This window comes from Psychromonas marina (assembly GCF_030161115.1).
Taxonomy (GTDB): domain Bacteria; phylum Pseudomonadota; class Gammaproteobacteria; order Enterobacterales; family Psychromonadaceae; genus Psychromonas; species Psychromonas marina.
On record NZ_BSPQ01000016.1, the window covers coordinates 122,828 to 148,230 of the forward strand.

The 25,403-nt window shown below is 38.6% G+C and carries 19 protein-coding genes; 6 read left to right on the forward strand and 13 right to left on the reverse strand.

Annotated elements, in window-relative coordinates:
* Positions 1–422: 422 nt before the first annotated feature.
* The 6 genes from QQK09_RS15310 to queF form a co-directional block, all read right to left on the reverse strand.
* Positions 423–2,147, reverse strand: coding sequence for a hypothetical protein (locus QQK09_RS15310; protein WP_284205032.1), 1,725 nt, complete (start codon positions 2,145–2,147; stop codon positions 423–425).
* A gap of 87 nt (positions 2,148–2,234) precedes the next feature.
* Entirely contained in the window at positions 2,235–3,020 is a 786-nt protein-coding gene (xni, locus tag QQK09_RS15315; protein WP_284205033.1) for a flap endonuclease Xni, read from the reverse strand.
* Positions 3,021–4,376 (reverse strand): nucleotide 5'-monophosphate nucleosidase PpnN, encoded by a 1,356-nt coding sequence (gene ppnN / locus QQK09_RS15320; protein ID WP_284205034.1) that lies wholly within the window; start codon positions 4,374–4,376, stop codon positions 3,021–3,023.
* A 164-nt stretch (positions 4,377–4,540) separates the two neighbouring features.
* Positions 4,541–6,016 (reverse strand): GGDEF domain-containing protein, encoded by a 1,476-nt coding sequence (locus tag QQK09_RS15325; protein WP_284205035.1) that lies wholly within the window; start codon positions 6,014–6,016, stop codon positions 4,541–4,543.
* Positions 6,017–6,193: 177 nt separating this feature from the next.
* Entirely contained in the window at positions 6,194–8,323 is a 2,130-nt protein-coding gene (locus tag QQK09_RS15330) for a tetratricopeptide repeat protein (protein ID WP_284205036.1), read from the reverse strand.
* Between the two features lie 98 nt (positions 8,324–8,421).
* On the reverse strand, positions 8,422–9,291 hold the full coding sequence (gene queF / locus QQK09_RS15335) for an NADPH-dependent 7-cyano-7-deazaguanine reductase QueF (protein ID WP_284205037.1): 870 nt from the start codon (positions 9,289–9,291) through the stop codon (positions 8,422–8,424).
* Positions 9,292–9,413: 122 nt separating this feature from the next.
* Here queF and syd point away from each other — a divergent pair, with 122 nt between their 5' ends.
* Positions 9,414–9,977: a SecY-interacting protein gene (gene syd, locus QQK09_RS15340; protein WP_284205038.1), complete on the forward strand. Its 564-nt coding sequence runs from the start codon at positions 9,414–9,416 to the stop codon at positions 9,975–9,977.
* 101 nt (positions 9,978–10,078) lie between these two features.
* On the opposite strand, the gene QQK09_RS15345 is transcribed toward syd, so the two are convergent.
* Positions 10,079–10,567, reverse strand: a complete 489-nt coding sequence (locus tag QQK09_RS15345) for a YcxB family protein (protein WP_284205039.1) — start codon at positions 10,565–10,567, stop codon at positions 10,079–10,081.
* A gap of 152 nt (positions 10,568–10,719) precedes the next feature.
* On the opposite strand from QQK09_RS15345, the gene QQK09_RS15350 reads away from it, so the two are divergent.
* Entirely contained in the window at positions 10,720–11,892 is a 1,173-nt protein-coding gene (locus tag QQK09_RS15350; RefSeq protein ID WP_284205040.1) for a cystathionine beta-lyase, read from the forward strand.
* 73 nt (positions 11,893–11,965) lie between these two features.
* On the opposite strand, the gene QQK09_RS15355 is transcribed toward QQK09_RS15350, so the two are convergent.
* Positions 11,966–13,285 carry a GGDEF domain-containing protein gene (locus tag QQK09_RS15355; RefSeq protein ID WP_284205041.1) on the reverse strand — a complete coding sequence of 440 codons (1,320 nt, stop codon included), beginning with the start codon at positions 13,283–13,285 and terminating at the stop codon, positions 11,966–11,968.
* A 316-nt stretch (positions 13,286–13,601) separates the two neighbouring features.
* On the opposite strand from QQK09_RS15355, the gene QQK09_RS15360 reads away from it, so the two are divergent.
* Entirely contained in the window at positions 13,602–13,853 is a 252-nt protein-coding gene (locus QQK09_RS15360; RefSeq protein ID WP_284205042.1) for a hypothetical protein, read from the forward strand.
* A gap of 81 nt (positions 13,854–13,934) precedes the next feature.
* On the opposite strand, the gene QQK09_RS15365 is transcribed toward QQK09_RS15360, so the two are convergent.
* The 3 genes from QQK09_RS15365 to QQK09_RS15375 form a co-directional block, all read right to left on the reverse strand.
* A complete protein-coding gene (locus tag QQK09_RS15365) occupies positions 13,935–15,155 on the reverse strand; it encodes an outer membrane protein transport protein (protein ID WP_284205043.1) in 1,221 nt (406 codons plus the stop codon).
* A gap of 147 nt (positions 15,156–15,302) precedes the next feature.
* Positions 15,303–16,625: a Na+/H+ antiporter NhaC family protein gene (locus tag QQK09_RS15370; RefSeq protein WP_284205044.1), complete on the reverse strand. Its 1,323-nt coding sequence runs from the start codon at positions 16,623–16,625 to the stop codon at positions 15,303–15,305.
* A gap of 252 nt (positions 16,626–16,877) precedes the next feature.
* Positions 16,878–18,707: an ABC transporter ATP-binding protein gene (locus tag QQK09_RS15375; RefSeq protein WP_284205130.1), complete on the reverse strand. Its 1,830-nt coding sequence runs from the start codon at positions 18,705–18,707 to the stop codon at positions 16,878–16,880.
* Between the two features lie 198 nt (positions 18,708–18,905).
* Here QQK09_RS15375 and QQK09_RS15380 point away from each other — a divergent pair, with 198 nt between their 5' ends.
* Complete coding sequence (locus QQK09_RS15380; RefSeq protein ID WP_284205045.1) at positions 18,906–19,088, forward strand: hypothetical protein; 183 nt, start codon at positions 18,906–18,908, stop codon at positions 19,086–19,088.
* Positions 19,089–19,324: 236 nt separating this feature from the next.
* Here QQK09_RS15380 and QQK09_RS15385 read toward each other — a convergent pair whose 3' ends face one another.
* A complete protein-coding gene (locus QQK09_RS15385; RefSeq protein ID WP_284205046.1) occupies positions 19,325–22,150 on the reverse strand; it encodes a hypothetical protein in 2,826 nt (941 codons plus the stop codon).
* A gap of 164 nt (positions 22,151–22,314) precedes the next feature.
* On the opposite strand from QQK09_RS15385, the gene QQK09_RS15390 reads away from it, so the two are divergent.
* Positions 22,315–23,340 carry an acyltransferase gene (locus QQK09_RS15390; protein WP_284205047.1) on the forward strand — a complete coding sequence of 342 codons (1,026 nt, stop codon included), beginning with the start codon at positions 22,315–22,317 and terminating at the stop codon, positions 23,338–23,340.
* A gap of 79 nt (positions 23,341–23,419) precedes the next feature.
* Entirely contained in the window at positions 23,420–24,748 is a 1,329-nt protein-coding gene (locus QQK09_RS15395; RefSeq protein ID WP_284205048.1) for a transglycosylase SLT domain-containing protein, read from the forward strand.
* Here QQK09_RS15395 and QQK09_RS15400 read toward each other — a convergent pair.
* The gene (locus QQK09_RS15400) at positions 24,745–25,326 is read right to left on the reverse strand and encodes a CoA pyrophosphatase (protein ID WP_284205049.1); all 582 of its coding nucleotides are present in this window, start codon (positions 25,324–25,326) and stop codon (positions 24,745–24,747) included. The two genes, QQK09_RS15395 and QQK09_RS15400, sit on opposite strands and share 4 nt — an antisense overlap.
* Between the last annotated feature and the right edge of the window lie 77 nt (positions 25,327–25,403).

Below are 25,403 nucleotides of genomic sequence, written 5' to 3' on the forward strand. Positions count from 1 at the left end.
AAATATTAAGCTTTACTTGTCGGGCTAAAGCCGCGACCTACAAAATATTAAGCTTTACTTGTCGGGCTAAAGCCGCGACCTACAAAATATTCAGCTTTACTTGTCGGGCTAAAGCCGCGACCTACAAAATATTTAGCTTCACTTGTCGGGCTAAAGCCGCGACCTACAAAATATTCAGCTTTACTTGTCGGGCTAAAGCCGCGACCTACAAAATATTCAGCTTTACTTGTCGGGCTAAAGCCGCGACCTACAAAATATTCAGCTTTACTTGTCGGGCTAAAGCCGCGACCTACAAAAGATTCAGATTTACTTGCCGGGTTAAAGCCGCGACCTACAAAATATTTAGCTTCACCTGTAGGTCGGGCTTCAGCCCGTCAGGTAAGTTGGGCATATTCAAAGCACTCAAACTCCTGTCATGTTGCCTATTTAGGTGCTTTATTATTCACTTCTGACTTAAAAATAAGGCCTTCTTGATTGGTATCGATGCTCAACTGCATACGTGCATCGTATTCAGTTAAGAACATTGCTTCCTCAGGTATCTCTTCACCAGCAAGCTCGGTTGCAGTAATGATCGGCGTTACCATTTTCTTAAAGTCAAAACTTAAATCAAAAAGTCCATTTTTAGACAGTGACTCAGAGGCTAATGCGTTAGCTACTTTTTCACCTTTATCACCGCTATAGATAACCAAATGATTACCTTTAATCGCGACTTTAGGATCGATTTTCATTTCAGGGGGGATCGGGATAATCGTATTTAACGCGATGGGTTCACCACCACTCGTGAGTTGCACATGTTGCAGTGCAGGTAGAAACATTTTTGCCGAGTTAAACAGTTGTTCAGGTGTATCTGCAGAGATTGTAAACAGTGCGTCTAAGCTATCAAGTTGTGCTTTATTACCCTTTTTAGAGATACTGTAATCTAATAGTCCTGCGCTTACACCTTGCAAACCATTGGTGAAATTTGCGCTCATACCAGCCATGCCAACTACATCACCAGATTGGGATATTTGAGTTTGTATTTCAGCCAATGGTTGGCAACTAAAGGCGGGGGTTTGTAAATCTCGCCATACGGTATTTAACGTATGAGAGAATTCGCTGCTATCTAATCCAAGGCCCATTGCTAATACGTTATTGTGAACATCACTTGTGTACTTAGGAATAAAACCACGAAGCGCAGTAAGAGCGTTTAAAATAACTTGATTATTGCTTTCAACAACCGTGGAAAAACCAATCGTTGATTCTTTTGCAGTGATATCAAGTTGTGTATAACCTGCCACGGTGCGTGGCCAGTTTGCAGCAATCGTTGCCAGTTCTGAAGCGCACTGTTCGGTGCGTATTTGTTCCAGGTAACCGCCAGTGCCTAATTTTTGCTGCATTGTGCTGAGTTGTGTCGCAAGTTGGTTACCGTCCTGTGTGGTTAACCCTTTTATCAGTTCAACATGGTCAATAAAACCGACGCTTGCTTGCTGAAAGTTATGCTGTTTGATGATCTGTTCAACCTTGCCACTGTCAGCAATTGAATGTTCAGCTTTGGTTAGCCCTAATGCACTAGCAAGTAATGTTTCTTCATTGTGAGCACTGTTAAAGGTGATCGTTAATAAGCCCTTGTCGATAGCGACAATCACCTCTGCGTTAACCGGATCGGTTGGATCACTAATGGCATATGCACGATAGCTAATCGTTTGTAATTTAACCGCTTTATGGGAAAATCCGCTGTCTAACTCTGCTTTATCAAGTAGATCCCAAAAGGCTTGCTCATTGGCGATCTCTATTTTAAATACCGGTAACAAACCTAAGGTATAAAAATAAGCGCGGACATCATCGGGTAAACCAAAGGTTTTAACCAGTAAATCAGCATCGGTTAATCCTGCTTCATAGCTTTTTATGAGACTAAGCAAAAAGCTAGCACCAGGTTGTGTTGACGCTGCATTTTCATCTGACGCTTGTTGTTCGTTTGGATCAATGATTCTAGGGGCTGAGGCGATGTAATTTTTTAATGGAAAAGGTTCAAGCTGAGCGGCAAAAAGTGGTGTATCGGCTGGAATGTAGTCAAGCACATTATAACTTGGTGTGGAATCTTGCTGGCTCATTATAACTGCGCCAGCACCTGCTGCTAAAATAGCGCCTGCAATGATTGTTTTATTCAATTGATTTACTCCATCAGATTATGTATTAGTTTATCTTACTAAAAATCTGCTGGTTCGCTATTTAAAAATTCACTTTTTAGTGATTTATTATCGGTTCGGGTTGTAGCGTAAATCTTGTAGGTTAAAACCGAGCTCGATATCTGTTTTCAGCGTCACTAACTGTTTAGCAAGCAAAGCCTCCTGTTGTTGGTTTTTTACTTTCATTAAGCGTTTATCTTTCTCATCAATCGGACTCGCGAATAAGTTCTGTAAATCACCGTATTGGTTAAGTAATGCTAATGCGCCTTTTTCACCTACGCCTTCCACACCTTTGATCGCACTACTAGAAATACCTGTTATTGCCCAAAAGTCAGTTAACTTATCAACGCTTAAGCTCATTTTATTAAGTACACGCCCAGTATCGGTATAACTGTTCTGAAAGTAATCGTAGATCAGCGTCTGTTTATCGAGTAATTGATAAAAACCCTTATCGGTCGAGACTATAATCGATTTATGGCCATTTTTTGCCATTTTAGTAGTTAGGGTTGCAATCAAGTCATCAGCTTCATCTGATTCCGTTACCAGTGACTCAATACCCATCTCGTAAAAGCTATCTTGAATATTACCTAAGTCTGCTTTTAGTTGTTCAGGTATCGGTTTTCTGCCCTGCTTGTATTGTGCATAAAGCTGATGACGCCAACTGTGCGCGTGGCTATCAAAGACACAAATAACGTGGGTTGGATGATGAATATTGATTAGCTTTTTTAGCGCATTGCAAGCGGTGCTATTGGTCACATCAAGTACAGCTTGGCTCTGTTGCTGTTGTTTTTCTTGTACGGCGTAGATGCGACGGATTAAGTTCATCGCATCAATAATGAGAAGGGTGGCGATCATTTAGCTGATTATCTTATAGCAGGGTGTATAAACCGTGCCTGGTAGTTTCATTCGTCCCTGTTTTATAAAGCTTTCTAATAAAATATCAACTTTTTTCATCAATCTCTTTTCCCCTTTTATTTGAAATGGCCCTAATTCTTCAATTGATTTTATTCCTTCATCTTTAACGTTGCCACCAACAATACCTGAAAATACGCGTCGTAAATTTGAAGCTAGCTCTTGAACCGGCTGATCTTTATGCAAAGCAAGATTAGCCATGTTTTCATGATTAGGGATAAAGGGATGCTGAAAAGGCTCATCTATTTTAAGTGACCAGTTATAGGAATAAGCATCACCGATAGCCCGGCGATATTCAGTGACTTTCTGCATTGAACGCTTGATCACTCGTGCCACAAGGGCTGAATCATCAATGATAATTTGGTAGTGGCGACGTGCCTCTTCACCGAGTGTATCTGCGATAAATTGATCGATTGCCTTGAAATAGTCTTCGCTCTCTTTCGGACCGGTTAAAATAATGGGGAGGGGTTGACGTTTATTTTCAGGATGCATCATGATGCCAAGTATATATAGCAGCTCCTCTGCAGTCCCTGGGCCTCCAGGGAAGATGACAATGCTATGTGCAACACGTACAAAAGCTTCAAGGCGCTTTTCAATATCGGGCAGTATTACTAGTTCATTTACTATCGGATTAGGTGGTTCTGCAGCAATAATACCGGGCTCAGTTAAACCGATATAGCGACCATTTTTTACCCGTTGTTTCGCATGGCCAACGGTTGCTCCTTTCATCGGTCCTTCCATTGCTCCTGGACCACAACCGGTACAGATATTCAGCTCGCGTAATCCGAGTTGGCTTCCCACTTCACGGGTATAATGAAACTCGATGTCGTTAATGGAATGACCACCCCAGCAAACAACCACATTTGGCTCTACGCCTGCTTTAAGAATATTGGCGTTACGTAAAATAGAAAAGACCAGGCTGGTGATTTGCGAACTCGCATCTTGCCCTGGTTCCATCGCCAGTTCGATACGTTTATCGACGTAGAGTAGGTCTCTGAGTACCGAGAAGAGGTGCTCTTGAATACCTTTTATTAATTCCCCATCAGTAAATGCTTCAACAGGTGGGTTTTGTAATTCAATTTTAACCCCACGCTCTTGGTGCAATACATTAATTTTGAAGTCTTTATATTTTTCTAAAATCTCTTTGCTGCTATCGGTTTGGCTTCCAGAGTTGAGTACCGCAAGTGAGCAATTACGAAAAAGTTGGTAAATTTCACTGGAAGCAGAGTCCTGTAGTTGGTTTACTTCTAGTTGAGAAAGTAGGGCCATGCTGCCAACGGGGCTGATATGAGAGATCATAATGCTTCCTTAAAGAGGGAGAGTGACAACGATTAAATGCTATTCAGAGCTATTAAGCGTAAACCATACTCGCCAGACTTCAAGATTAAAAACCATATCAAATCAGGTCACTAAGGAGATAAAAAGATTTAATATGGCCCGTTACAGAAGGCTAATCGTCGCTATTAGCTGGTAACCAAACTATTATCAAAGTTGACCACTCGATTACGACCATTACTTTTTGCATGGTATAGGGCTTGGTCAGCACGCTCAAAAGCACTTTCAATATCATCTTCTTTTTGAAAGCTAGTGCAACCTATTGAAATAGTTATGCTAATACTCTGCTTTTTAAATTTGAAGGGGATGTTTTTAATTGCACAACGTAATTTTTCAAGTGCAATTTGCGATTGTTGATTGGTTATTTCTGGTAATAATAGCGCAAACTCTTCTCCCCCAAAACGTGCAATAAAATCGGTATTTCTCACCAGTTTTTGCAATGTTTGAGCAATCACATTAAGCACTTTGTCGCCTGCTAAGTGCCCAAAAGTATCATTAATGACTTTAAACTTATCAATATCAATAACCGCTATAGTCAGTGGGTGTTCGTAACGTTTGTAGCGTGTGTACTCAATTTGTAAACGTTCGCTCCATGCCGCACGATTTGGGATTTTGGTTAAAAAATCGACATGCAGTTGTTGGCTTTGATGCTTAAGTGTTTTTTGATAATTCTTAGTTTCATTTTGCAGCTCTTTTATTTGTCTTACCATACCTTGAAATTGATGGCGTACCTGCTGCTCTTTTGTCGATTCTCTTGCGAGGATCATCTGTTCAACATTATAAACATAGTCATAAATATGTTTTTGTAAGGTGAGTAAGTCTTTGCTTTCTACCGTAACTTTTTTTAGTGCGGTTGATTGCTTTTGAATACTTTTTACACACTCTTCTTGGTCTTTGAAGGAGTTTTCTGCTTGCTTGATATTTTTAGCAAAATCAAGATAAAACTGAGTAAGACTATCGTTGAGCGTGTATAAAAAGTGTCGAGAAGAGCGACGTTCTTCACGGTTACTATCGATAATAATGGAAATAATTTGTAAACAATATTGCGGTAATAGAAGTGGGTCTTCTTCGTTGGAAATTTTAACTCTGATCTCTTCTAGTTTTTTACTGTAGCTACGACCGACGTCAAGGTCGAGAATCACCTGCTGTAATTCATCACAAATATTTGCGATCAGGGGAGCATCATCATGGGCGCTACTTTGTATATTTTTATTTTTATTAAGCTCAATCACCACACGCTGGTAAATTTTAATAATATTGGTTAATTCAGTGTGGTGTTCAAGGATCGTATAGGGGGGGGATATCTGTGTTGAATCATTAACTCTTTTTGTGCTTGCTTCTGATAGGTTAGATAGTTTCTTTAACTGTAATTGTGATTGAGAAACAATGAGTCGACCTTCTGATAACGTATCTTCAATGGGAAAATGAAGTTCATTAAGTTGCTCAACACAATCATCATAAAGATCTTCAATGACGGCGCCAGAGCTACTATGCTGTAATTTGCTTAAAAAAGATTGCTGATATCTATCAAATTTTTTACTTTGACGAGAAGTTCGTTTTAATAGTTGTTTAAGCAACTTTAATGTAGCTAAAGGCGAGGGCATAGTATTTCAATCCATTAAAGTAATTATTAAAATCTTTATTAATTTACACCCTTATTAGGCAATTGAAAATGGGCCGTGATAAATTATTGCCTTATCAGTCACATATGTTCACCAAAGGGAGTCTTATTATTAAGAATTAGTGACTTATGTGCAAGTTTTTAACGTGCTTAATGTAAATTAACTGTCTATCTCTGGCCAATGAAAGTGATGGGACTGATAATTACTGTTTATTTTCACAATTCCCTTTTGGATCGCTTTTTGACCTAAAATCCATAAATCACCGTCAAAAAATGCGGGCTGTAAGTTATCAATAGCATACAACTCGACCCAATTGCTTCCTTGATAGGTATCACGTAATTGGTTTGCACCAAACAAAGCTAGGCTGGTCAAATTTAACATGCGTGTTGGGTTAATTGCTCGGCTAACATTATTTAAAAATGGGAAAGCAACAATACCTGTTGTGATAGTGTTAGGCAGATTGTGCTGCTCTGTAAACTGCAGAAAACAAAGTTCTATTTTTTGTGCAAAAAACTGCGCTTGTTGGTAGTTTTGTTGCTCAGTGATAAACAGAATTTGGTTATCACGCACTTGGAAAATATCACTATTCTGTGCAAAAGCAGCGCTCAGATGTTGGCCAAGTTTTTTTTCTAATTTTTTGCCTGCAGTCGCACCTGAAAGCTCGTTTAGATGCTCCAAGAAAGGGATATTAACGAGCGCATAATAGAGTGGTATCTCATTGTAAACATAATGGAATCCCTTTCCTTTTGCCTGTTGTGAAGGCAGTTTAGTACGTGGGTGAATACTAATTTGCTGTTGTAGTGTGTGTTCAGATTCTCTTAATTTACGGTTATAAATGAAAATATAAAATAAACTTAATATGGTAATAATTAGTAGGGTTATTGAACTGTAGCTTATTAATGTGAAACGTGTATTTTCATTTTTTAAATCTTTATTTTCTATCTCAAGGTATCTTTTCTGTTGAGTACGTTCAATCAGGTGCAGTTGCTCACTAATCTGTAACTGCTGTAGGGTAAATAAATGTTCTTTAATTCTATTTTGCAAAGCGTGAAAATTTTTGAAATGAACAATCGCCTGTTGGTGGTTACCAGTAATTTCATAACTTGACGCTAACATCTCAAAAGCACGTACGCTTAATTCAGGGTAGCGATCAGAGGCAAGTCTCAATGTTTTCTCTAGTTGTAAAATAGCCAGTGCAGGGTCTTCATTGATAAGATTTAATCTTGCTAATAATAATAAGCTTTCAATTTGATGGCGCACATCCTTAAGCCGAGTAAAATGGTAACGTGCATTTTGTAGATACTTTTGTGCAAGCAAACGATGTTTTTGATCTGTTTTACTGGTTACTTGATCGCTGTATACACGGCCTAGCTCAAGAAAAACCTGTGCTAAAAGGATGTTATCTTTTTTGTCTTGAATTAACTCTAATGCGTTAAATAGGTAGATAAGGGCTTCATTTGTATTTTTCTTCTTACCTTTTAAAATAGCAAGTTGCATTAAACTATCGACCTGTTTAATACTGTTTTCAGTACCCATGTACAGCTCAACTCGCTGGCTAGCAAAGTCGATAGCACGATTGAAAAGATACTTTTGCTGGTAGAGGTCGGCGATGCTTTTTTTAGCTTCACCACTGAGTTTAGTGTAGTTGTATTTATCAGCAGTTTTGTTCGCAGTGAATAGGTTGGCAACGGCTAATTGTTGTTGGTTTATTTTAGCGTAATAAAGGCCGTAATAATAATCCATCCATGCCGTTAGCTGGATATTTTGATTCTTCTCTAATGACTCTTTTGCGGCTTCTAATGTAATGTTTGCATTACGCAGTTGATCATTTTCTAAGGACAGTTTACTGATTGAAAGCAAAAGTTTTGTTTTAAAATCAGGGTATTTGTTAAGCTCTGAACTCTCTATTTTTCTAAGGCTTGTAGTTAATATTTTTATCAATAGCTGATTATTAAATTCAGGACGATCTCTTTCTGGAATTTCAGATGCCAATAAATTTAGTGTGCGTAGCTGCTCGATTGAAAAACTTTGTTTACTGAGTAACTGACTCAGTAATTGATAGGCTTGCTGGTATTGCTCTATTTGTGCATTACACAATGCTAATAGTTGCGTCGAGAAGGTGATGTTTTTACTGAGTGATTGTATTTGATAGGGTATTGCGTCTGATTTTTTATCAAACGCATTTAATTTTGCAATATAATCTTCAGAATTTTTGATACACATTTTAGGTGCGCTATGACGAACTTTAAACGCATTGAGTATTGGTGCAGGTACACTCGTCTCAAGCAAATCTAACGCTAAAAGGGAAACTGGAAAGCAGAGCATAAGCATTGCTATACAGAGAGTTAGATAACGTGAGATATGTATCATAAAAACCATTTTTAGGATTATTGACGTAATAAGCGAAGTTGATTTAAGCTTTCATTTTTATCATTGTTTATTTCACTGCATCGATATGGATTAATGTCTAAACCACCTCGGCGCGTATAGCGTGCGTAGACTGAAAGTGAGTCAATCTCTCCAAACTTCATTAAATCACAGTAGATACGTTCAACGCATTGTTCATGAAATTCATTATGTTGACGGAAAGAGATAAGGTAGCGTAACAGTTTTTCACGATCTATTTTTTTACCTGTGTAACTAATTTCAACACTCGCCCAGTCCGGTTGGCTAGTAATTAAACAGTTTGATTTTAACAAGTTGGAATAGAGTGTTTCTGTCACTGTTTCAGAACAGCAAAGTCCTGTAAGTAAGGTTGGTGTCAGTTGGTAATTATCAATTTCAATATCAAGGTCGTCTAGACACTCACCTGTAAAGCAACCTAATTGCTCATCAAATTTACCCATATCAGCATTTAATTCAACGCTGACGGGTTTATTCGCACAAGCGGAAAGGTCTGCTGCTAAACACTGTTGTACTGATGCAACACTATCAAATTTAGTTTGATTAAAGCTATTAAGGTAAAGTTTGAACGATTTAGATTCAATTAAGTTATCACTATCAAATGGCACTTTAACGACACCCGTCGCCACCATCGGTTTACCTTTACTATTCAACCACGATAACTCATAAATATTCCATAGATCACAGCCTAAAAATGGTAAGTCAGAGGCCACTAATTTCAACTCATCTCGATTCAAACTACGCGGTACACCTTGTAATAGCGAGGCATCATATTGGCTTTTATATTCCGTTACCTGGCCGAGTGATAGGTTTTGTAATGAAACAGCTTGTGAGTAGAGTGGTTTATTGGTCATGGTATTCGCTTTTTCTAATTTTAATAAATCGTAAAAGGGTGTTAGCTGATGCTATTTTTTATTATTGTTAATATCTGTGTACAATAACCCCATTGTAACTAAATATAAGAAATTTTCGAGCAATGAATAACACAATAAAAGCAGCACTGCAGGATCTTCATACGCGCCATGCGAAAATTTGGAAAGATGAGCATAACTCTTTGCCACAACAGGTTTTCGATGAAGAGTGGATTTCACCTTGTGAGGTTCAGCGTTTACAGGGTGAGTTACTGACTTGGTCGGCAGTTGAACGCGACGTAGAGATCAATTTAGCGAATATCGAGGAAGCACTTGAAGTCACGTTGCATCCAAGTATAAGTGCACTTTTTTGCTCTTTTTATGCAGACGGTATCCCGTGTTTATTTGAAGGGCATCCGATCGACCTTATTCAAGTCTGGAACGATGAAGACTTTAACCTATTGCAAGAAAATATGATTGCGCACTTTATGATGCAAAAACGATTAAAGAAACCCGCATCAATGTTTATCGCAAGCTGTAGCGATGAGATGCAAGTTATCTCGATTTTAAATGAAACGGGTGAAGTGCAATTAGAAACATTAGGTAAAAAACAGGAAGCGGTATTAGCACCTGACCTAGAAACGTTTTTAGCTAAATTACAGCCAGTGTTAGGACATGAACAAGACTAGGTCGCTATTAGTCGTTAGTATTTAGTGATTAGTAAGTTTAAAAAAAAGCCCCGTTGCATATTCACTGCAACGGGGCTTTTTGTTTTGATTTTAACTGACAGCTAATGACTGACAGCTTTCTTTACAGTCTTTGCTTTTATAAATTCAATAACTTCATTATCCAAACTGCTTTTAGATAAATAGCTTTGACCGTTATTTTCTAGCTTTAAAATGATACCTAGAGGCGTTTCATGGATCGCTTTTATCTCACGCCACAGAAAAGTTTGATTTTGATACAGGCTGACTATTTTAATTGCCTCATCATCAATGGTCAGGGTAATACGGTTACCTGAGTTTTTACTCCACATCTGTCTTGATAACCACCAAGCTTTAGCGTATTTCCAACTGAAATATTCTACGAATGCCAAAGCAATAAAAAATAAACCGACCGCTACGGACTGGTCTGTGAACATCATGATAATAAAACCAAAAGCGAGTAGGGCGCCTATAAAGTTATAACGTATTTTTTTAGGGGGGTTAATGATCGCTGATTGATCATAACACTCTGAAAAGTGTTCGCGGTCAAGAATAAACTCGCTTGAAAACTGCATGTGGAACCTATCTTAAGTAGTAAATTAACGACTAGTATATTCTTTTTTGTTTCTGTTATAAACGAAATGAAATGTTAAACTCGTTTTTTGTTTATGTTCAAAATGTTATCAAGTGTTAACATAGCTTTCCCCTACATAGTTGGAATAACCTGATGAAAAAAGAAACACAAATCGTTAGCTTAGGTCGTGATAAAAAATGGACTAAAGGCGTCATTAACCCGCCAGTATTTCGCGCATCCACCATGCTCTTTGAAACCATGGAAGAGATGCGTTTTGCAACTAAGAATAGAGCAAATGGAGAGATGTTTTATGGTCGCCGCGGCGGGCCTACTCATTTTGCTTTTCAGGCTGCCATTGCAGAATTAGAGGGCGGTGTTGGCACTGCACTTTACCCATCAGGTTCAGCGGCCATTAGTGGGGCACTGTTGTCTTTCTTAAAAGCGGGCGATCATCTATTGATGGTTGATAATGCTTATGAACCAACACGTGCACTGTGTGATAATTTATTAGCGGGATATGGTATTGAAACTACTTATTATGATCCGTTGATTGGCGCGGGCATTAAAGACCTGATTCAAGAAAACACTAAAGTATTATTTTTAGAGTCTCCTGGTTCTATCACCATGGAAATTCAAGATGTACCTACGCTAAGTAGGATTGCACATGAAAACGATCTGATTGTGATGTTGGATAATACCTGGGCATCACCGATTAATTCGCGCCCTTTTGAAATGGGTGTTGATATTTCGATTCAAGCAGCAACAAAATACATTGTTGGTCACTCAGACGTAATGATGGGCACTGCAACGTCTAATGAAAAATATTGGGATCAGTTACGTGAGCACAGTTACTTAATGGGTTACTGTACGTCACCGGATGATGTGTATTTAGCAAGCCGTGGTTTACGTACCTTAGGTGTGCGCATGGCACAACATGAAAAGAACGCTTTAAAAGTGGCTAACTGGCTAGCAACACGACCAGAGGTTGATCATCTTCGCCACCCGGCGTTTGAAAGCTGTCCGGGCCACGAATTCTTTGAACGTGATTTTAGCGCGTCAAACGGTCTGTTTTCTTTTGTATTAAAAGAGGGAAATCTTAAATCGATTACTGCATTAGTTGAAAACATGGCACATTTTAAAATGGGCTTTTCATGGGGCGGTTATGAAAGTTTGATTTTAGGCGTGTTTGGTATCGATAAATTACGTACCGCGACCACTTGGGATAGCTCTAAACCCTTGATACGTTTACATATCGGTCTTGAAAATGTGGATGACCTGATTGCTGATTTAGAAGCCGGGTTTGAACGTTTTAACGCTGCATTATAAACATTGAAGAGGGCTTTTTAGCCCTCTTCTATTAAATATTAAACATTAAACATTAAACATTAAACATTAAACATTAAACGCTAACTTGTACTTGATTACGACCCTCTGCTTTCGCTTTGTAAAGGGCCTTATCTGCTCGCTCAATGAAATCTTTAACTGATTCATCTGGGTACATTTCTGCAACACCAAAACTGGCTGTAACTTGCAAATCACTCCCAAATAGATGCTGTTGAATAATACGACAGAGTTTCTCAGCGATTGAGTTTGCTTGGTTTAAGGTACTGTTGGTACAGATTAAGATAAACTCCTCGCCTCCCCATCGGCCTAATTTATCGGCAATACGAATATTGCTGTGAATAATTTGTGCAAAGGTGACTAAAATATCATCGCCTCGATTATGCCCATATAGGTCATTAATGTTCTTAAAAAAATCGATATCAATAAATACAATACTAAAAGGCGTGTTTTGCTCTAACAAATCAGTGGCACATTGTGTGAAGTGAAGACTTAATCCCGAGCGATTTCTAAGCCCGGTTAACGTATCTCGTTTAGACATCTCTTCAATCTGTGCTTTTTCCAGTTTTAATGCATCCATTATTTCAATTAAGCGGTTATTCGATAAGCGGGCTTGTTTAAGGTTAGATCGATAGTTGTGTAGTTGCAGAATGAGGTAACCAGCCGCTGCGGCGAGCCACATTGCAATGATAGTAAACAGTAGATTTTCATTAGAGATGTACAATCGACGAAAGCTAATTTCGTTGATATTAACGGTTAGTTCACCCTCTTGCACATGGTCTGTTGTTAATACTTCAATCAGCGGGACATTACTAAATTCTCGCAGTTTAAGCTCTGTTGGCAGGTTACGTTCACTTCCCCACCAAGGAACAACATAAAAATCTTTAAGGTTGATAAATTGCTTGGTTTTATATGCATTAGCCTCAATCTTAAATTCATTAATTTTCATTGAGTTACTATCAACCTCTAAATTTGTGTAAGCAGGGTTGTAGTTACGAATATGTAAGCGTAAGAGTTCTGGTTTTGGACCCTGGTATTTTATATCAACAAATAGCTCGTCATACTCGGAAATATCGAACCCATGTTGTAGGCTATTTTTATCCTGTTCATTGAAAGGGATCATGTAGATCTGTAATTGGCAAAAAGGCCATTGAAATTTATTGACGATATTACAGTTAAAGGAAGTTCCTTCGGCATTGGTACTGACCTTCATCATCGAATCACCACCTACGGAAGCATCGGAAAGACCTAATATTCTCTCGTTATTATCCAAGGGGATATTTAATACTTTATAGAAACCTTTATTATGTACAAAAAGTAATAAAAGGGTGATAACGATTAATGCTACCAAGAGCAAATATTTATTTACAAATTTCAATGATTTCTCGTCTAAATTTTTAAACTGATTTGGGCTAAATAACTAAATTTAGTGCTTTAATATTTATCACCTTACAAAGAATGATGATTTTGGATATTAACCTTATTTTTCAATGCGTTCCATAGTACTTCAATCTATTTTTGTGACTCATAGCTTGTTTGTTATTTTTAGTCAGACAATAGGGCTGTATGATCATGAGGGCAGATATGCTCTCAACCACCTGATCCGTTTTAAAATGTTATCTAAAAACCTCACTGGTTTAATTTATTTAATTACGTTATATTTTATATTTGCTTAATAAAATGGAGTTTTAACAATGAACAAATTTATAATTGCATCTATCACGGCGTTATTTTTTTCTAGCAGTGCAATGGCCGTTGATTTTGGTAAGTTGAATGATGCGGTTGATAAAGATAAAGCCGTTGAGTCAGTTGATGCCGCTAAATTGCAAGAAGCAGTGATTGCTGAAGAGATAGATTATGGAAAAGCGGTAGAATCAGTTGATAAAGAAAAAGCGGTAGAGTCAGTTGATACCACTAAAATGACTGAAGCATTGTTAGCCGATTAATGTTTAGAGAAATTAGCGAATAATAGTAAAAAGCACCTTAATTAAGGTGCTTTTTTAGTTTTTAGCGATGACGTAGAGTGATTAGAAGCTACGGCTATACTGTATTGCCGCTAAAATCGCATCGGCACGTGTTGTACCGGTTATCGAAGAGAATCCTTTGTCTTCTTCAACGGTAACATCTTGCCCTACTAGATAAGTTAGACCAACATCAAGGTTTGAGCTGTCACTAAAGTGGTAAGTAAAACCACCCGAGAACCACTGTCTGTCAGAATCAGGTACTGAAATCGAAGTGACTTCATCCTGTGCACTTTGGTCATACATATAACCAGCACGTACTGTCCAGCTATTATTGAGGTAATAGGTACCACCTAAGGAGAAATGCATTGCATCTTTCCATTGGTATTCACTAATTGTACCGTATGCCTTTGTATCTAAAGTATCAAAGGCTGACCAACCAATCCATTGCACGCTGTAATGAACAGCAAATTTAGTATCAGGAATACGATTATAACCAGAGAATTCAAGCATATCAGGTAGGTTTAAGTACAAGGTATCGTCTTTGGTTGTTGTACCTAGATAGGTTATATCACCTTTTGCTTCAATCTCAGGGCTATAGTGGTAAGAAAGCCCAAAACGGTTGTTCTTATCAAGCTCAAAGACAGTACCAATATTAAAACCTAGACCAACCCCTGCTGCATCGGCATCAAGTACTTCCATACCGCCTAAATAAGCACTCGTTGATCTTTGTAGCTCACCTGTGCCATAAATGATATCTAAGCCACCACCAATGCTCCACTGCTGATTAATACGGTAAGAAGCAGCCAAGCCTAAATTAATACTTTTCACATCGGTTAATCCACCATACTCAGAACCAACAAAATTATCATCAAAATCGGTTTTAGTACCAAAATTTGTATAAAGACTAACACCTACCGCAAACTGCTCATTAAGTGGCACGATAACATGAATGTTTGGCGCCAGTGAGGTGCCGCCTGCTGAGTCGTGGTCTGACTCACCTTCAAAACCAGTGATGCTTTTATAATTAGAATCGCTCACAGTGATATCCGTCGCGATAACATTCAAGCCCAATGAAAGCTCGGTTTTATCAAACAGTGCCATTGCAGCTGCATTACGTGCCATCACAGAGGCGTTATCTGCAATAACTGCATCACCTGCAAATGCACGGCCTAAACCGGTTGCTGATTGCGCGTTTAATTGAAAGCCTGCAGCGCTTACCTGTGTTGCGGTGAATGCTAATGCGGCAGCAAGGATTGTTTTTTGAAACTTAAGTTTATGAGTCATGGAATGTCCGTAACGGTTGAAATTATTTTTTGAAGTGTATGACAAAATTGAGATAACCCATAAAAACAGTCAAGTAAATAGCCAACTTTTGACTATTTATTTGAACTGACAGCTATCTCAGCCATATTTTTAGTATTTATTGCTGCGTTATTTATGCTTTCTTAAGCTAATAATAAGTATTGCAACGCCGGCTAATACAAAACAGTACCAAGCATTACTTGCAGCAGCGATCGGAGAGATTGAGAAAACAGAAGCGGCTAACAGTGCTTGTGCACCGTAAGGTAAAATACCTTGTAAAATACACGCGAAAATATCCAATAGACTTGCTGAACGTTTTGCTTCAATTCCCTCTTTTTCGGCAAGATCTTTAGCAATATTACCAGTGACAAGAATCGCGACAGTATTATTCGCCACACAGGCATTGGTCAGTGATACTAAGCTTGCAATACCGATTTCAGTGACACGCTTACTCTGTTTTTTAGAGAAACGTGTGATAATTGCTTCTATTTTTTGACTGATATATGCCAGACCACCACGTTGTTGCATCAATGCAGCTAAACCGCCGACTAACATTGAAAGAACGAAAATCTCCTGCATATTTTTAAAGCCAGTAAAAATGTCGTTAGCGAAGGTAGTTACGCTATAGTCCATGGTTGCAAAGCCGGTTAAACCTGCAAGCACTATACCCGTCGTCAATACCACAAATACATTTAAGCCAGAAACCGCCAACACTAAAATTGCTAAGTAAGGTAATACTTTGAAGAAATCAATCTCCTGCGGTACTAATTCAGCACTGCCTTGGCCCACTACAATTAAAACGATAATAGTGATGATTGCCGCTGGAATTGAAAATACAATATTCTCTTTAAATTTATCGCGCATTTCACAGCCTTGGCTACGAGTTGCTGCAATCGTTGTATCAGAGATGATCGATAAGTTATCACCAAACATTGCACCAGAAATAACAGTACCGGCCATTAACGCTAAATCGATATTTGCTTCCTGTGAAACACCTAATGCAATCGGTGCTACTGCTGCAATGGTGCCCATTGAGGTGCCCATTGCTGTTGCAATGAAACCGGCGATTAAAAAGAAACCCGGTAATAATAAACTTGCAGGAATCAGTGATAAACCGAGAGCAACGGTTGCATCAACGCCACCGGTTGCTTTTGCAACGGCTGCAAATGCACCCGCTAACAAGTAAATGAGACACATCGCAATAATATTTGCGTGTCCAATGCCTTCAATAAATGTCTCAATTGCGTTGTTTAATTTCTGTTTTGAAATTACTAACGCTAAGATGATAGCGGGTAAAATAGCAACCACACTTGGTAGTTGATAAAATGCGAAGTCAACGCCAATCTGTTGATAATAAAGACCTGCGCCAATAAATAATGTTAAAAAGAGAAACAGTGGAAGCAGCGCAATAAAGGATGGGGCTACTGCATTTGTAGATTTAGCGTTAGTCACGTTAGTACCTTAATTAAGAGTGGTGTTATTGGGTAAAATAATTCGTAAAGTATGTTGAGCATAAGTTACAAAGTAGGTTACAAAAAAGTTGCAAAAAAAATAGCGGCTAGTGTACGTTAATTTGTGTTCTCGCTGTAGTGGCTTGAAGGCGTTTTTTTATAAAAAAAAAAGAGCTTACAAAGCTCTCTTTTATTGGAAGTCACGTTGTTCAAGTAAATAAAACCTTTTGTGCACTTGATTTAAAAGAAGTTTTTAGTCAACCCCAAGGAATCCACCGGTTTGGTGTGCCCAAAGTTGAGCATAAATACCTTTACCTTGAATCAACTCTTGATGCGTTCCTTGTTCTAATATTTTTCCTTGATCCAATACAATCAACCTATCCATTGCTGCAATAGTAGATAAACGATGCGCAATAGCGATAACGGTTTTGCCTTGCATTAACTCATACAAGCTTTCTTGAATTGCCGCTTCCACTTCACTATCAAGGGCGGAAGTGGCTTCGTCTAATACTAAGATAGGTGCATCTTTTAACAATACTCGTGAAATAGCAATTCGCTGGCGTTGCCCGCCTGAAAGTTTTACACCACGTTCACCCACTTGTGCATCGTATCCCGTATTACCTGAGTTATCAGTTAACCCCATTATAAAGTCATGCGCTTCAGCCTGTTTACAGGCTTTAATCATCTGCTCTTCGCTGGCATCGGGACGTCCATAAAGGATATTTTCTCGAATAGAGCGATGCAATAGTGAGGTATCTTGGGTCACCATACCGACTTGTAAGCGCAAGCTCTCTTGCTGCACCTGATTAATAGGTTGATCATCAATAACAATTTGACCTTTTTCAACATCATAAAAGCGCAATAAAAGGTTAACTAAGGTTGATTTACCCGCACCAGAACGACCCACTAAACCGACTTTTTCACCCGCTTTGATATTTAGGTCAAGGTTATTAATAATGCCTTTGTTTTCACCATAATTAAAACTGATGTTATTAAAGTGGATCGCTCCTTTATTAACAACTAATGGTTTTGCCCCGTTGTCATCTTCAATAACATTAGGTTTGGCAAGCGTATGCATACCATCGGTTACAGTGCCTATGTTTTCGAACAATGAGCTTAGCTCCCACATGATCCATTGTGACATGCCGTTTAAACGCAGTGCTAAACTGATGGCAATCGCGATTGCGCCGACACTAATCGCACTTTCCATCCATAAGCTAATAGCAAGCGCAGTGATAGCAAAGGCCAATATATAATTTGAAATTTGGACGCTGACATTGACGCTCGTTGCGAGGCGCATTTGTCGATATACGGTATCTAAAAAGCCAGTCATGCCCTGTTTTGCATAGGCTGATTCTGAGTCGGTATGTGCAAACAGTTTTACCGTTGAAATATTGGTGTAACTGTCGACAATACGACCAGTCATGGTTGATCGTGCATCTGCTTGTTCGACGGCTACTTTGCGTAAACGTGGAATAAAGTAGTACTGTAAACAGATATAAACCACTAGCCAGATAAGCATCGGAATCGCTAAACGATAATCCGCTTGTGCAACCATTACTACCATCGAGATGAAATACACTAAGACATAAACCAGTACATCTAATAGTTTCATCACCGTTTCACGTACTGCGAGTGCTGTTTGCATCACTTTAGTTGCAATACGCCCGGCAAAATCATCTTGATAGAAAGACACACTTTGTTTTAATAAATAACGATGTGCAAACCATCGAATAGACATCGGGTAATTGCCTAATAAAACTTGATGCACAACCAATGAATGCAATATCGTCAGCGCTGGAATGAAAATTAATACAATGAGGCTCATTAAAATTAGTCTTAAGCCTTCATCTTGTAATAGCGTTTCTGGGTTTTTAGTAATTAACCAATCAACTAATTGCCCCATAAAACCAAACAGTGATACCTCTAAAATCGCTAATAATGATGTAAGAATTGTCATTACAATTAACGCTTTACCATAACCCTTTGTATAATGCAGGCAAAAAGCAACCAATGTATTGGGTGGCTGAGTGGGTTCTGTGTCATTTAATGCGGGCACTAAATTTTCAAAGTATTTAAAAATTCTTAGCATTGGGTTACCTAAAGTGAAACGAAGTGTGGGATGGTTAATATAAAGAGTTATAACAACAAAACAACTGTTTATATTTAATACGTTATAAGTGATTAATATAAATAGTTCTACAATAATAGCTTAACTGAAAATAATCACTCATCACCGCTTCAGCGCTTACAATTTTGGTTTATTAATAAAGGAATTATTATGCATAAGTTGTGTTTATTGACGATGTTTTTTTTAGTCTCGGCTTGCACGGAAGATAAGCCTAAGCAGGTCATTATTCCTGATATACAGTTACAAGCGTTACAAAAAGCGAAGAACATTGAAGCAGAGCTGTTAAGGTTGCAGCAGCAGAAGGATGAACAATATAAAAGTCAGGGATTATAACTGATCGAAAAACTAACGACACAATGATGTCATAGATTATCAAAAGTAGCGTTATAGGCATGCCTTAATTATCCAATATGCAAACGTCAGCAATATTGTAGTGGTCAAGTAAACATAAGCAGTAAAGGGCAGACTGCTTCATTCGATACTTTCTAATAACGACCTTTTTGCATCAATAGATTACGCTGCGACTAGGTTGGCTTTGTTAAAATTTAAAGAGTAGAGAACAGTGCTGTCTAATAACTACTACCAAAGTTTAGGTAAAGGTAATCTTTACCTAGTTGCTTATCTGTCCCATAGGCATAACCGAGGTTTATAGGCAGTGAGTAGTTATAACCGAGCTTAAACTCTAATTGAAGTTGTGCGCCGATCCCCATGATCGGCTCTAAACTTTCACCCGCATCCCAAGCGGTTCCTGAATCAAGAAAAAGCGTACCGGCAATATCCCCCATGCCAAGTGGAAATATCCCCCAATTACGCTCGAACCTGCCTAGCCAGCTATTTAACTCAATACGTTGAGTAAAATAATGATGACCTTGCAAAGCGATATCATCATAACCACGAATCGCTTGGCTATTACGATCAAAGAGGTTCATCTCATTTTTTAAATTATTGCCTCCTAAGGTATATCGTTTGGCATCACTACTTGATAAACCAGCTGCAAGGCGCGTCATAATAGTGGTTCGCCCGGGTAAGTCCCATGTGGCACGCCATTGGGTTTGGTATTTTTGACCACTAAAGTCACTGTCTAAAATATTCTCCTCAAAGGTAAAATCATAATAATGGCCCCAACCCACAGAGGGAACGTTCAAATAATATTCCTGATTATCAAAGGTGATTGCCACCCCCAAGGTTATCTCTTTTGCTTCATTTTCTACGGTCTCTATTGCTTGTACAAAATCAGGTTGATAGAACAAGCTATCAAAACTCATGGAGCCACCGATATGTAAGCTGAGTTTGTCTTCCCATGCTGAAAGTAGGTGGCTACGCTCTAGTAGATAGGTTTGATTGGTGGATATTTGATAATCAGGTTTTGATGCATCTAAACTAATATTTTTAAACTTATAATCACGCAAGTAACCAAGTGACCAGCGGTTATCATAACGGTATTCAAGGAAGTAGCTGGCTAACTGGTTTTTTGCATCCCACAGCGCATATAGCTCATAATTATGCCGACCTAGTGCATCTCCACCGTAGGTATTTAGTCCAATCAATGAACGCACGGTATCAACATAATAGATAGGTAACCATGAGTGTGGTTGCACCGTTGCCCAAGTGCTATATTCAATTGGTTCAGAAAGCTTGATATTGCCTTCATCGCTTCGTTTTAACGTGATAGTAGTGGCGCCCTCCGAAAGTGGTAGCGTGTTGATAGGAATTGGGTTTTCAATATGACGGATCATGTAACTCTTTGTACCATAACTTTGGAAAACTAAACCTAGGCCATTTTGCCATAGGGGGTGAAAGGCGCCACCGACAACATTAGTCCATTGAGTAATGTTGTTTTTGTCCATATCTAAACGATAGATATTTGAAACTCCGCTGTAAGTTGCGCTATAAACTAAGGCACCATCCGGTAGAAAAAGTGGTGAATTTTCATGGCCATTACGTTGCGTTAGGTAATGCCATTGTTTAGTGATTAAGTCGAATTTAGCCAGCTTCCATTGACTGAGGGGCGCTTTCATTGATGCGACTAAGTATTGCGCGTTTGGGGCAATGTCAAACTCGCCTAAAATTACATTATCTTGGCCCTGCCATATTTTAATAGCAGACTCTGGTTGATCGAGTTTAATTAGCCATAATTCGCTTAATCCCTCAATAATACTGGTTGCTAATATGCTTTTCCCATCGGGCATAAAGCGTACATGCTTGAATCGCGCTTGTTCAGTAAGTCGTTGCCAATTTCCTTTTGTATACAGATAAATGTCGTTGTATTGCTTACCGTTTACATAATTAATATTACGCGTTGTGATTAACCCCGCTTGCGGGTGACTGTCCATACTTCTTAGTTGATTTGTCGCAGCGATAGTCTTCCACTTATATTTTGGGCTATTTTGTTGCTGATACTGTTGGATTTGATGTCGGTCTTCACCGGTTATTTTGTTAACCAGTAATCCATCTATAGCATCTGTCGCAATTTGTATAAAAGGCGACGTAGATATCAACTCACCATTAACGTTGTTTTTTTCTAAGGTATGTATTTGCTCAGAAAATTCCTCTTCTAAGTGGATCTTAAACTCTTGCCAAAGGGTCAAAAAATCTTTGTTAAAAACGTTATTTGTTTCTTTATTTAAAAATGGATATGAGAATAGGTGCCGACTGTAATTTTCTAAAAAAGTGAGCAGATTCTCTTCACCGTAGGTTTGCGCTAGATAATCAATAAAGAAGGCACCATATATGTAAGTTGAAGTGAGTGGCCACTCTCGGTTTCTAATGATGACTTTTTGTAAATCTTTAAGGTGGTCATCAATTACTTGCATGCGCATTTGCATCTGAAAACTGCTAGACGATAAGCTCTCTGTTGTTAATTTATTATTTTTCTCTAGGTAGATGGCAACGCCTTCCAGCAGCATTGCGGGGGTAAACTCTGCGGAGATAAAAAGACCACGCCAGGTACCTTGTGAGAGTTGCATCTGTAAAATATAACTGTATTCATGTGCTAAATAGAAGTGTACCCAGTTATCTTCTAATTCAATTGCATTGGCATTGGTTGGTGGACTCATGACTAACCGTATTTCACCATACTCTAAGGTAGACTCATGTAACCTCAAGTAATCAATATCATCTAACAGAATAATCTGAGTAGGATTTGTTGGTGTTACCTTAAAGAAAGGATGTAACTCTTGATGTACTTGCTCTGCAATTTTTAAAACTTGCGTTGCCTTTTTTTGATGCTGCCGTAGATAGTTAACTGAGAAATGTGCTGAGCTTTGTTGTAACCATTTATCACCTTTTTTATCCCAAGCGACAAAGTTATTCGCCGCATAGACAGTATTTGGCAATAGGCAAGAGAGAACCAATACTGATAAGCAATAGATGATGATGTTGAACATTTTATCCATAAAATGGTTATCCTTGAGTACTTTCTCGCACTTTACAGCATCATATAATCCTTTACTGATCAGCTTAAAATTTATGTGACAACAAAATTGCTTTTGACAAACGAGTTGATTAGTCTCAACAATTAACTCTATCTTAATAATTATAAATAACAATAAGCGAATTTATGGCAACGCAAAGACCCTCTATTTTTTATATCGACTTTTTACGCTTTATCGCGGCTATTGCGGTGATTGCAATTCATGTATTAGGGCCTTTTCGTTATCTTTATGGTGAAATCCCTGATAGTGATTGGCTCGCTGCAATGGGGATTAACAGTGTTACGCGCTGGGCAGTCCCTGTATTTATGATGATAAGTGGGGCGCTATTGCTTTCAACGGAGCGCGCTTTTAATTGTGAACACTATTTAACCAAACGTTTGTCGAAGGTAGCGATTCCGTTTATTGGATGGACAATTATTTACGCTATTATAAGTGGCTTTGCTGCTGGTGGATGGTCAGCTGAGCAAGTGATGCTAGTGATTCAGAACTCTCCTAATGATCCTGCTTGGTATCATTTGTGGTTTTTTTATGACTTTATCCCACTCTATTTTGTCATTCCTTTTTTAATCCCATTGCTTAAAAAGCTAACACCTGAATTAGTTAAGTTGCTGGTGGTTGTATGTGGGTTGATGTTCTTGATGAAATGGTTAAAGGTAGAAAGTTTTTTATTAGAAAATTTAATCTTATATACCGGTTACCTGATTCTGGGGTGGTATCTGTTTAATCGTGATAATAGTGCGCAACTTAAGGCATGGTTAATTGCAGGTATTAGTATGCTCATTGTTAACTTTTTTGGTTCCTGGGAATTAGCATTTAAATCCGGACAATATAGCTCATACTTCATGGGGTATAAGACACTCAATACCATGATTATAGGCGGGATGTTATTTGTTGTTGCGCAAGCCTACGCAGATAAAATAACAGGAAAGTTGCGTGCATTGATCTCAGTTATTTCAAAATACAGTCTGGGTATCTACCTGTTACATCCGATATTGTTAATTCCAGTGCGTGAGTTAGATAATGGCTTTTATAGTTTCTTTGCCTCAAACTGGTTAGCGATCCCCATTATTACTATTATTGTTTTATTTGCGTCTTTATGTTGCACCATGCTACTCGCTAAAACCCCTCTCATAAATCGCTTAGTTCCTTAAGTTGTTTTGCAAAATAACCTGTTAAATCGAATTGCTGTAGAAAATAGATATCGTTGTTAACGAAGGAGCAAATATCAAAATGAAACACTCTCTAAAATTGGTCAATATTGCCTTTATTTTATTATCATCAACGGCATCCGCCAACGATCCCTTTGATGAGTTAGATGCTGAAATGCAGGGATTTGATGCTCAGCATGCAAGTTCACAGCAAACTCAGCGTGAATTTGAACAATATCTGATAGCGCAAAAGAGTGATTATCAAGTTTGGCAGGAGCAATACTTAAAAGAGTTCGATCAGTTCCAACAGCAGGTGATCAATAAGTGGGGCAAAGCGGAACCGATTAATGCGCAATATGATGTTGAGTTTAATGCTGATAAACAGGTGAAATCGGTCGTCGATTATGAGTCAGGAGAGGTTAAAGTTGAGCTGATTGTTGATAAAAACCTTTCTCAAGCGGAAGCGGAAGTGGCCGTTAAGCAACAGTTTGAAAAGCTATTAACCGATAAACAGTCTAATATCGCCAAAGTGTTTAGTGATACCCCGGTGTCCGATCAAGGGAAAGTAACCTTATCAAAGGTGGAGTTTTCTGAAAGTAATAAGCAACAAAGCAAAGAGATTATTATTAAGCAGACTCAGTCTCAAGCACAAGAGATAGATAAACAGATCGATAGCGCATTGTTATCAGACAAGTCGTTAACTGAAAAAGAGGCTCGTTTACTTGCTGTAGAGGAGAAAACTGCGCTTTTAAAAAGCAGCCAAGCGCGTCTATTGAACAGTGAAAAAACCTATCAAGAGGCGCAACAGAACGCTAATGATGAAACTAAAATAGTCACCTATAAAGTAAAACTACCTAACAATAGTTTACAAAAACGTGCCAGTTTATATGCTCCCTTTGCTGAAAAAGAGAGTGAGATCAATCAAATTCCAGCCCCGTTAATCATGGCTATCATGCATTCTGAGTCCGCATTTAACCCTAAAGCCAAATCCGCTGTGCCTGCTTATGGATTGATGCAAATTGTGCCGAGAACAGCTGGGCATGATGTGAATAAATTAGTGCGTAATATTGATAAACCGATGGAAGTCAGTGATCTTTATGTACCGGAAATAAATGTAGAGACGGGCAGTGCTTATCTTAATATTTTGGATAAACGTTATTTAAAAGCGATTAGCAATGATCAGAGTCGGCTTTACTGTACGATTGCATCCTATAATACAGGCGCAGGAAATGTCGCTAGAGTGTTTAATAAAGATGGCTCACGCAATATCAACAAAGCAGCAAAGATAATTAATCAACTCACGCCTGAGCAGGTTTATCAGCAGCTGATGGCAAACCTTCCCTACGATGAAACCAAGCATTACCTTGAACGCGTTTATTCACGTATCGATTTATATCAAACTGAGTCTTAAACATCGTTTGATAACAGTAGCTGTTGTAGGTTTTTTAACATCTGCGCAGTTGCTCCCCAAATAAGGTTGTTTTGATAACCGATACAATAGGTGGAGTGGCGTTTTTTATTGGCGATTAAGTGCTGAAGATGAAAGTTTTTACTGTCTAATAAAAAGCGTAATGGGACTTCAAAAACACTTTTCACCTCATTAGCGTCAATGTTTAAACTAAAACGTTGATCAACAAACGCGACAATGGGAAATACTTCGAAACCGCTGGTGGTCTTGAGGGAAGGTAGTTGACCTATAATTTCGATAAACTCAGGCTTAATGCCTATCTCTTCGTTCGTTTCTCTGATCGCGGTTTGCTGCAAACTAGAATCAAATGTTTCATGCTTACCACCCGGAAAACTCACCTGTCCAGGATGGTGGCGCAGGTGAAGCGCACGCTCGGTAAAAATAATATGAAGTTCATCGTCGCGTTCTATTAACGCGATTAACACTGCCGCTTTTCTGTGGTGCTGTTGTTGGGGGCATTTGATGGATAATTGCGTTGGGGAAGCGAGTGAAAAATGCCTTAAAAAAGAGCTTCTATTCATAATGACCATTAAGTTAGGTTTTAATTCAGTTTAACAGGCCGTTTATGATTGCGCTTGATTTTGTTGTCATAAAGCGA

Excerpts from the sequence above, each read along its gene's own strand:
- xni (WP_284205033.1), bottom strand. The coding sequence starts at position 3,020 with ATGATCGCCACCCTTCTCATTATTGATGCGATGAACTTAATCCGTCGC.
- ppnN (WP_284205034.1), bottom strand. The coding sequence starts at position 4,376 with ATGATCTCTCATATCAGCCCCGTTGGCAGCATGGCCCTACTTTCTCAA.
- QQK09_RS15325 (WP_284205035.1), bottom strand. The coding sequence starts at position 6,016 with ATGCCCTCGCCTTTAGCTACATTAAAGTTGCTTAAACAACTATTAAAA.
- queF (WP_284205037.1), bottom strand. The coding sequence starts at position 9,291 with ATGACCAATAAACCACTCTACTCACAAGCTGTTTCATTACAAAACCTA.
- syd (WP_284205038.1), top strand. The coding sequence starts at position 9,414 with ATGAATAACACAATAAAAGCAGCACTGCAGGATCTTCATACGCGCCAT.
- QQK09_RS15345 (WP_284205039.1), bottom strand. The coding sequence starts at position 10,567 with ATGCAGTTTTCAAGCGAGTTTATTCTTGACCGCGAACACTTTTCAGAG.
- QQK09_RS15350 (WP_284205040.1), top strand. The coding sequence starts at position 10,720 with ATGAAAAAAGAAACACAAATCGTTAGCTTAGGTCGTGATAAAAAATGG.
- QQK09_RS15360 (WP_284205042.1), top strand. The coding sequence starts at position 13,602 with ATGAACAAATTTATAATTGCATCTATCACGGCGTTATTTTTTTCTAGC.
- QQK09_RS15365 (WP_284205043.1), bottom strand. The coding sequence starts at position 15,155 with ATGACTCATAAACTTAAGTTTCAAAAAACAATCCTTGCTGCCGCATTA.
- QQK09_RS15380 (WP_284205045.1), top strand. The coding sequence starts at position 18,906 with ATGCATAAGTTGTGTTTATTGACGATGTTTTTTTTAGTCTCGGCTTGC.
- QQK09_RS15385 (WP_284205046.1), bottom strand. The coding sequence starts at position 22,150 with ATGGATAAAATGTTCAACATCATCATCTATTGCTTATCAGTATTGGTT.
- QQK09_RS15390 (WP_284205047.1), top strand. The coding sequence starts at position 22,315 with ATGGCAACGCAAAGACCCTCTATTTTTTATATCGACTTTTTACGCTTT.
- QQK09_RS15395 (WP_284205048.1), top strand. The coding sequence starts at position 23,420 with ATGAAACACTCTCTAAAATTGGTCAATATTGCCTTTATTTTATTATCA.
- QQK09_RS15400 (WP_284205049.1), bottom strand. The coding sequence starts at position 25,326 with ATGAATAGAAGCTCTTTTTTAAGGCATTTTTCACTCGCTTCCCCAACG.